Source organism: Sphingomonas bacterium (assembly GCF_903643065.1).
Taxonomy (GTDB): Bacteria; Pseudomonadota; Alphaproteobacteria; order Sphingomonadales; family Sphingomonadaceae; genus Sphingomonas.
In genome coordinates, this window is the sequence record NZ_CAHJWX010000080.1 from 1 (window position 1) to 7,307 (window position 7,307).

Consider the following 7,307-nt stretch of genomic DNA (forward strand, 5'->3'; position numbering starts at 1 on the left):
GGTGGACAGGTCGCCGCCGGCCGCGACCATGAAGGCGAGCTGCACCAGCGCCCACAGCGCCGCCAGCCCCGCCACCTGCCCCAGCCGGCTGCGGCCGAGGCTCGCCGGCAACCCGCGCGGGATGCCGTACAGCATCAGATACGCGCCCACCTCCGCGAACAGCGCGCCGTTGGCGTTGAGCCCCGGCACGATCGACCCGGGCGTCAGCACCAGCCGCGCCAGCGCGCCGCCATAGGCGCCGGCGACGAACAGCGCGACCAGGCTCACGGGGCCCAGCGCGCGTTCCACATGCCGCCCCGCCGCGAGCAGCAGGATCGCGTCGAACGCGGCGGCGAACAGCCCGGCCTGCGCGAACTGCGACGCCAGCGGCGACAGCGCCACCCCGAGCGGATCGAGACGCCAGCCCGCCACCGCGACCGCCGGCGTGAAGCAATAGGCCGCCGCCAGCATCGTCACGCTCGGCAACAGCATCATCACCGCCGCGAACGCGATCAGCGCCACCAGCGCGTCCGTGGCGCGCCCGCGCGGGAGCGTGATCCCGCTCAGACGAAGTCGATCTTCGAGACGACGTAGTAGCGGTCGCCCGACGGCACCGTCACCTCCACCTCGTCATCCACCTTGCGCCCGATCAGCGCGCGGCCGAGCGGCGAGTTATAGCTGATCCGCCCGGTCTTGGCGTTCGCCTCGGTCTGGCCGACGATCTGGTAGCGCACCGGCTTGTCGTCGTCGTCGAGCAGCGTCACCGTCGCGCCGAACACGATCTTGTCGCCCGACAGCTCGGTGGGATCGATGATCTGCGCGCGGCTGAGCTTGTCCTCGATGTCGGCGATCGTCGCCTCGTTCTGGCCCTGCTGCTCCTTGGCGGCGTGGTATTCGGCGTTCTCGGACAGGTCGCCATGCGCGCGCGCTTCCTCGATCGCGTCGACGATCTGCGGGCGCTCCGCCTTCAACCGCTTCAGCTCGGAGGAGAGCTTCTCATAGCCCTCCTGCAGCATGGGCATCTTCTCGACCGTCGCCATACGCCGTCCTTAATAAGTCTGCCCCGCGCGGCCCTGCTCGGACCGCCCGCGCCTCGGATGCGAAGCTGGCGGGGATCAATCGTGCGATGCGCGATGATAGGACTGGAGCGGGCGCACTTCAAGCGGGCGGCCCGGCGAGCCCTGCGCGCCCGCCGCGATCGCGCGCGCCGCCTCCACCGCCGCCGACGCGGTGGTGAAGTACGGCACGCGCCGCGCCAGCGCGGTCTGGCGGATCAGCCGCGAGTCGATCATCGACTGCCAGCCCTCCGTCGTGTTGAACACCAGCGCCACCTCGCCATCGAGCACGCGGTCGACGATGTGCGGCCGCCCCTGCGCCACCTTGTTGACGGTCTCCACCGGCAGGCCGGCGCGGCGCAGGTGGTCGGCGGTGCCGGCCGTGGCGAGGACCCGGAAGCCGTGCTCCACCAGCGCGCGCACGCCCGGCACGATCAGCGCCTTGTCGCCGGCCTTGACGCTGACGAACACCGTGCCGTGCGTCGGCAGCACCGTGCCCGCGCCGAGCTGCGCCTTGCCGAACGCGCTCGTGAAATCGCGGTCGATCCCCATCACCTCGCCGGTCGAGCGCATCTCCGGGCTGAGCACCGGATCGACGCCGGGAAAGCGGCTGAACGGGAACACCGCCTCCTTGACCGCGACATGCGCGATGTGGCGGTCGATGCGGGGCAGATCGGCCAGCTTCTCGCCCGCCATCACCCGCGCCGCGATCTTGGCGACGGGCGCGCCGATCGCCTTGGCGACGAACGGCACGGTGCGCGACGCGCGCGGGTTGACCTCGATGAGGTACACTTCGTCGTCCTTGACCGCAAACTGGATGTTCATGAGGCCAACGACGTGGAGCGCGCGCGCGAGCAGCTCCGTCTGCCGCTCGATCTCCGCGACGATCGCGGCGGACAGGCTGTAGGGCGGAATCGAACAGGCGCTGTCGCCCGAATGGACGCCCGCCTCCTCGATATGCTGGAGCACGCCCGCGACCACCACATCGGTGCCGTCGCCGATCGCGTCGACGTCCACCTCGATCGCGTCGCGCAGGTAGCGATCGATCAGCACCGGCGCGTCGCCGGAGACCTGCACGGCGGTGGCGATATAGTCGTCGAGCTGCTGCGGCCCCTCCACCACCTCCATCGCGCGCCCGCCCAGCACATAGGAGGGGCGCATCAGCACCGGATAGCCGATCCGCGCCGCCGCCGCGACCGCCTCGTCGCGAGAGCGCGCGAGGCCGTTGGCGGGCTGCTTGAGCCCTAGCCTGGTGACCAGCGCCGCGAACCGCTCGCGATCCTCCGCCAGGTCGATCGCGTCGGGGCTGGTGCCCAGGATCGGGATGCCCGCCCGCTCCAGCGCCCGCGCCAGGTTGAGCGGCGTCTGACCGCCGAACTGGACGATGACGCCGACCAGCGTGCCGGCCGCCTGTTCGGCATGCAGGATCTCCAGCACGTCCTCGGCGGTCAGCGGCTCGAAATACAGCCGGTCGGACGTGTCATAGTCGGTGCTCACCGTCTCCGGATTGCAATTGACCATGATCGTCTCATAGCCCGCGTCCGCCAGGGCGAAGCAGGCGTGGCAGCAGCAATAGTCGAACTCGATCCCCTGCCCGATCCGGTTCGGCCCGCCACCCAGGATGACGATCTTGCGCCGGTCGCTGGGCAGGCACTCGTCCTCGGGCGCGCCGAACGAGGGCGCCTCGTAGGTGGAGTACATGTACGGCGTGCGCGCCTCGAACTCGGCCGCGCAGGTGTCGATCCGCTTGAACACCGGCCGGACGCCCAGCCTGTGCCGCAACGCGCGCACCTCGTCCGGCGTCACCCCGCCGGTCATCGCCCTGACCGCCTCGTGGATCAGGCCGGTGCCGCGCGCGATGCCCTGCTCCATCCCGCGCAGGTTCGCCGAGCGCAGTGCCAAGAAGGCAAGCCGCTGGTCGGAAAAGCCCATCGCCTTGAGCCGCCGCAGCCCCGGCGCGTCGACGGGCAGCCCGCGCTCCTCCACCTCGCGCTCGGCGGCGATGATGCCGGCGATCTGATCGAGGAACCACGGATCGTACCGCGCGATCGCGTGCACCTCGGCGACCGTCATCCCCTCGCGCAGCGCCTGCGCCGCGATCAGCAGCCGGTCGGGCGTCGCCACCGCCAGCGCCGCCTCGATCTCCGCGCGCGGCGCGCCCACCAGCCGATCGACCTGATCAAAGCCGGACAGCCCCGTCTCCAGCCCGCGCAACGCCTTTTGCATGCTCTCCGCGAAGTTGCGGCCGATCGCCATCACCTCGCCGACCGACTTCATCGCGGTCGACAGCACCGCGTCCGCGCCCTTGAACTTCTCGAACGCGAAGCGCGGGATCTTGGTGACGACATAGTCGATCGTCGGCTCGAAGCTTGCCGGCGTCGCCCCGGTGATGTCGTTCTCGATCTCGTCGAGCGTATAGCCGACCGCCAGCTTGGCGGCGACCTTGGCGATCGGGAAGCCCGTCGCCTTGGATGCGAGCGCCGACGAGCGCGACACGCGCGGGTTCATCTCGATCACGACCAGCCGCCCGTCGCGCGGGTTGACCGCGAACTGGACGTTGGAGCCGCCGGTCTCCACCCCGATCTCGCGCAGGCACGCGATGCTCGCGTTGCGCATGATCTGATATTCCTTGTCCGTCAGCGTCAGCGCCGGCGCGACCGTGATCGAGTCGCCGGTGTGGACGCCCATCGGATCGACATTCTCGATCGCGCAGATGATGATCGCGTTGTCCGCGCGGTCGCGGACCACCTCCATCTCATATTCCTTCCAGCCGAGCAGCGACTCCTCGATCAGCACCTCGCTGGTCGGCGACGCCTCCAGCCCGGCGCGGACCATGTCGACGAACTCGGCGCGGTTATAGACCACGCCCCCACCCGTGCCGCCCAGCGTGAAGGACGGGCGGATGATCGCGGGCAGCCCCGTCACCTCCAGCCCGGCGAGCGCCTCCTCGACGGTATGCGCGATGGCGGAGCGGGCGGACTCCAGCCCGATCCCGGTCATCGCGTCCTTGAACTTGAGCCGGTCCTCCGCCTTGTCGATCGCGTCGGCGTTCGCGCCGATCATCTGGACGCCGTATTTGTCGAGCGTGCCGTCGCGGAACAGCGCCAGCGCGGTGTTGAGCGCGGTCTGCCCCCCCATCGTCGGCAGCACCGCGTCCGGCCGCTCCTTGGCGATGATCGAGGCGACGACGGCGGGCGTGATCGGTTCGATATAGGTCGCGTCCGCCAGCTCGGGATCGGTCATGATCGTCGCCGGATTGGAATTGACCAGGACGACGCGATAGCCCTCCTCCTTCAATGCCTTGATCGCCTGCGTCCCCGAATAATCGAACTCGCACGCCTGCCCGATGACGATCGGCCCCGCGCCGATGACGAGGATGGAGGAGATGTCGGTGCGCTTGGGCATTGTCTATCGTGCGCTCATTGAGTACATTGATGGCAGTGCAATCACGGGAGACCCGTCGTGGCGAGTATGACGATCCGCAACCTGCCCGACGACGTGAAGCAGGACCTGCGCGAACGCGCGGCCCGCAACGGCCGCTCGCTGGAAGACGAGGCCCGACGCGCGCTGATCGCGCTCGTACGGCCTGAGCCGGTGGTGGAGCGAAAGGGCATCTTCGAGATGCTTTACGAGGCGAGCCGGCCCGGTTTCGACCTGCCGATCCCGTCGCGTAGCCGTGCCCGCGTGCCGGTGTTCGACGACGAATGATCCTTGTCGACACGAACGTCTGGAGTGAGGCTTTCCGTTCGCTGCCCGACCCATCGGTGCGAGGCTGGGCGCGAGATCATTCCGATCAGCTATGGCTGTCGACCGTAGTGGTGGGCGAGCTTCTATCCGGCGTCGAACTGATGCCGATCGGGCGCAAGCGCCTGACGCTGGCGGAGGGCTATTCAGCGCTGATCGAGCAGTATCGCGACCGCGTCTTGCCCTTCGATCTCGATGCCGCGCGGGTATACGCAACCGTGCTGGCCAGCCAGGAACGAGCCGGGCGCAACCCGGGCACCGCCGACACGCAGATTGCCGCAACGGCGCTATCGCGAGGCCTGGCGCTGGCGACCCGAAATACAAAGCACTTTGCAGGGCTGGGGCTGCAGCTGATAAATCCATGGCTGAATGAATTGCCTGCACCCCCGACTTATTAGTCTCGCACGCCTGCCCGATGACGGTCGGCTCCGCGCCAATGACAAGGATGGAGGAGATGTCGGTGCGCTTGGGCATTAGGTTCTTGGCCGCTTAAATATCAGAACGTTGGAACCCGTCACTTTTGCGATGCCGACTGGCGTGAATGACACCAGCTCCCAACCTTTGTAGCCAAGCTCACGAAGGCCTTCCTCAAGATTGAAGCCCCGCAGATCAGGGTTGTCCCAACCGGGCTCGACTACATCGGAAGCAAAGCTGGCGACCTTGTACTCCCACCGAGTCATCGTGCCGCTCCGGCGAGCATCCCCACGAACCGCTTGAACAGGTACAGACTATCCTGCGGCCCCGGGCTCGCCTCCGGATGATATTGCACGCTGAACGCACGCCCGCCGTCGATCGCCAGTCCCGCGTTCGAGCCGTCGAACAGCGACACGTGCGTCTCCGTCACACCGTCCGGCAAACTCTCGCGCTCCACCGCAAACCCGTGGTTCATGCTGGTGATCTCCACCGCGCCGTCCGCCAGCCGCTTGACCGGATGGTTCGCGCCGCGATGGCCCTGGAACATCTTGGTCGTGGTCGCGCCGACCGCTAGGCCGAGCAATTGGTGCCCGAGGCAGATGCCGAACAGCGGCTTGCCCGTCGCCAGCATCGCCCGGATCACCGGCACGGCGTACTCGCCCGTCGCCGCCGGATCGCCGGGGCCGTTGGACAGGAAGAAGCCGTCGGGCGCGAACGCCATGATCTCGTCGAACGAGGCGGTCGCGGGCACCACCGTCACCCGCGCGCCGGCCAGTGCCAGGTGGCGGAAGATGTTGCGCTTGGAGCCGTAATCGACCGCGACGACGTGGGGCTTGGGGCTGGATTGTCCCTCGACTTCGCTCGGGACGAACGGAGCGGGTGTCGAGCCATCCGCTTCCCCTTCCCCGTTCGTGCCGAGCGCAGTCGAGGCACCTTCGGGCTGATACCCGAACCCCAGCCGCCACACTCCGCCGTCCCAGCCATAGTGCGTCGCGCAGGACACCTCGCGCGCCAGGTCCATCCCCTCCAGCCCCGGCCAGCCCCGCGCCATCGCCACCAGCGCCGGCACGTCGAACGCTCCGTCCGCCGCATGCGCGATCACCCCGGTCGGCGCGCCGCCCGTCCTGATCCGCCGGGTCAGCGCGCGCGTGTCGACGCCCGCCAGCCCGATGCGCGCGTGGCGCTTCATCCAGCCGTCCAGCCGCTCGACCGCGCGGAACGACGACGGCGCGGTCGGGTCCTCGCGCACGATCATCCCCAGCGCGTGCGGCCCGTCCGCCTCCACGTCGTCCGGGTTCGCCCCGACATTGCCGATATGCGGAAAGGTGAAGGTGATCACCTGCCCGGCGAAGGACGGATCGGTCATGATCTCCTGATAGCCGGTCATCGCGGTGTGGAAGCAGACCTCGCCCACCGCCTGGCCCTCCGCGCCGAAGCCACGGCCCCACACGACCTCGCCGCTCGCGAGCACGAGGCAGCCGGTCGCTCCGTCAGGCGCGCGGATGGTCGCGGCGTCGGCCATGGTCGGCAGGCACTCCTCGTCAGGGCAACAATGTCGCTAAGCCCCGCCCGCTAGACCTGCCCCCCCGCCCGGTCAATAAGCGCGGCCATGATTCGAGACGACATCAAGGCCGCCCAGATCGCCGCCATGAAGGCCGGCGACAAGGAGACGCGATCCGCCATCGGCCTGATCCAGGCGGCGGTGAAGAACCGCGACATCGAGGCGCGCACCCAGGCGACGCCGCCCGACGACGACGCGCTAGTCGTCGAGGTGCTGCAACGCATGGTCAAGCAGCGCCGCGAGTCGATCGCGATGTTCCGCCAGGGCGGCCGCGAGGAGCTGGCGGCGGCGGAGGAGGCGGAGGTCGCGGTGATCGAACGCTTCCTCCCGACGCGGATGACCGACGACGAGACCCGCGCCGCGATCGGGGCGATCAAGGCCGACCTGGGCGCCACGGGCATGAAGGACATGGGCCGCGTAATGGCGGAGCTGAAGACGCGCTACGCGGCGAGCCTGGACATGAGCAAGGCGAGCGGGCTGGTGAAGGCGGCGCTCGCGGGATGAACGGGGGCGGACCTTCTGCCCCCCCTCCCGCGCGCGGGAGGGGGTCGGGG

At 69.0% G+C, this 7,307-nt stretch carries 7 protein-coding genes; 3 read left to right on the forward strand and 4 right to left on the reverse strand.

Features of this window, described 5'->3' with window-relative positions:
- The 3 genes from HUU95_RS04375 to carB all read right to left on the reverse strand — a co-directional run.
- On the reverse strand, nucleotides 1-501 hold a 501-nt coding region (locus HUU95_RS04375), incomplete at its 3' end, for a rhomboid family intramembrane serine protease (RefSeq protein ID WP_174278989.1).
- 41 nt (nucleotides 502-542) lie between these two features.
- Nucleotides 543-1,019, reverse strand: coding sequence for a transcription elongation factor GreA (gene greA / locus HUU95_RS04380; RefSeq protein ID WP_174278990.1), 477 nt, complete (start codon nucleotides 1,017-1,019; stop codon nucleotides 543-545).
- 75 nt (nucleotides 1,020-1,094) lie between these two features.
- Nucleotides 1,095-4,439, reverse strand: a complete 3,345-nt coding sequence (gene carB, locus HUU95_RS04385; RefSeq protein ID WP_174278991.1) for a carbamoyl-phosphate synthase large subunit — start codon at nucleotides 4,437-4,439, stop codon at nucleotides 1,095-1,097.
- Nucleotides 4,440-4,505: 66 nt separating this feature from the next.
- On the opposite strand from carB, the gene HUU95_RS14310 reads away from it, so the two are divergent.
- Nucleotides 4,506-4,742: a FitA-like ribbon-helix-helix domain-containing protein gene (locus HUU95_RS14310; protein WP_368039797.1), complete on the forward strand. Its 237-nt coding sequence runs from the start codon at nucleotides 4,506-4,508 to the stop codon at nucleotides 4,740-4,742.
- Entirely contained in the window at nucleotides 4,739-5,176 is a 438-nt protein-coding gene (locus HUU95_RS04395) for a type II toxin-antitoxin system VapC family toxin (RefSeq protein WP_174278992.1), read from the forward strand. The genes HUU95_RS14310 and HUU95_RS04395 overlap by 4 nt, the downstream gene beginning before the upstream one ends.
- A gap of 278 nt (nucleotides 5,177-5,454) precedes the next feature.
- On the opposite strand, the gene carA is transcribed toward HUU95_RS04395, so the two are convergent.
- On the reverse strand, nucleotides 5,455-6,714 hold the full coding sequence (carA, locus tag HUU95_RS04405; RefSeq protein ID WP_174278994.1) for a glutamine-hydrolyzing carbamoyl-phosphate synthase small subunit: 1,260 nt from the start codon (nucleotides 6,712-6,714) through the stop codon (nucleotides 5,455-5,457).
- Nucleotides 6,715-6,801: 87 nt separating this feature from the next.
- Between carA and HUU95_RS04410 the strand changes: the two genes are divergently transcribed.
- Nucleotides 6,802-7,257, forward strand: coding sequence for a GatB/YqeY domain-containing protein (locus HUU95_RS04410; protein WP_174278995.1), 456 nt, complete (start codon nucleotides 6,802-6,804; stop codon nucleotides 7,255-7,257).
- The last annotated feature ends 50 nt before the right edge of the window (nucleotides 7,258-7,307 follow it).

Coding starts and splice junctions, on each gene's coding strand:
- HUU95_RS04410 (WP_174278995.1), top strand. CDS start 6,802: ATGATTCGAGACGACATCAAGGCCGCCCAGATCGCCGCCATGAAGGCC.
- greA (WP_174278990.1), bottom strand. CDS start 1,019: ATGGCGACGGTCGAGAAGATGCCCATGCTGCAGGAGGGCTATGAGAAG.
- carB (WP_174278991.1), bottom strand. CDS start 4,439: ATGCCCAAGCGCACCGACATCTCCTCCATCCTCGTCATCGGCGCGGGG.
- HUU95_RS14310 (WP_368039797.1), top strand. CDS start 4,506: ATGACGATCCGCAACCTGCCCGACGACGTGAAGCAGGACCTGCGCGAA.
- HUU95_RS04395 (WP_174278992.1), top strand. CDS start 4,739: ATGATCCTTGTCGACACGAACGTCTGGAGTGAGGCTTTCCGTTCGCTG.
- carA (WP_174278994.1), bottom strand. CDS start 6,714: ATGGCCGACGCCGCGACCATCCGCGCGCCTGACGGAGCGACCGGCTGC.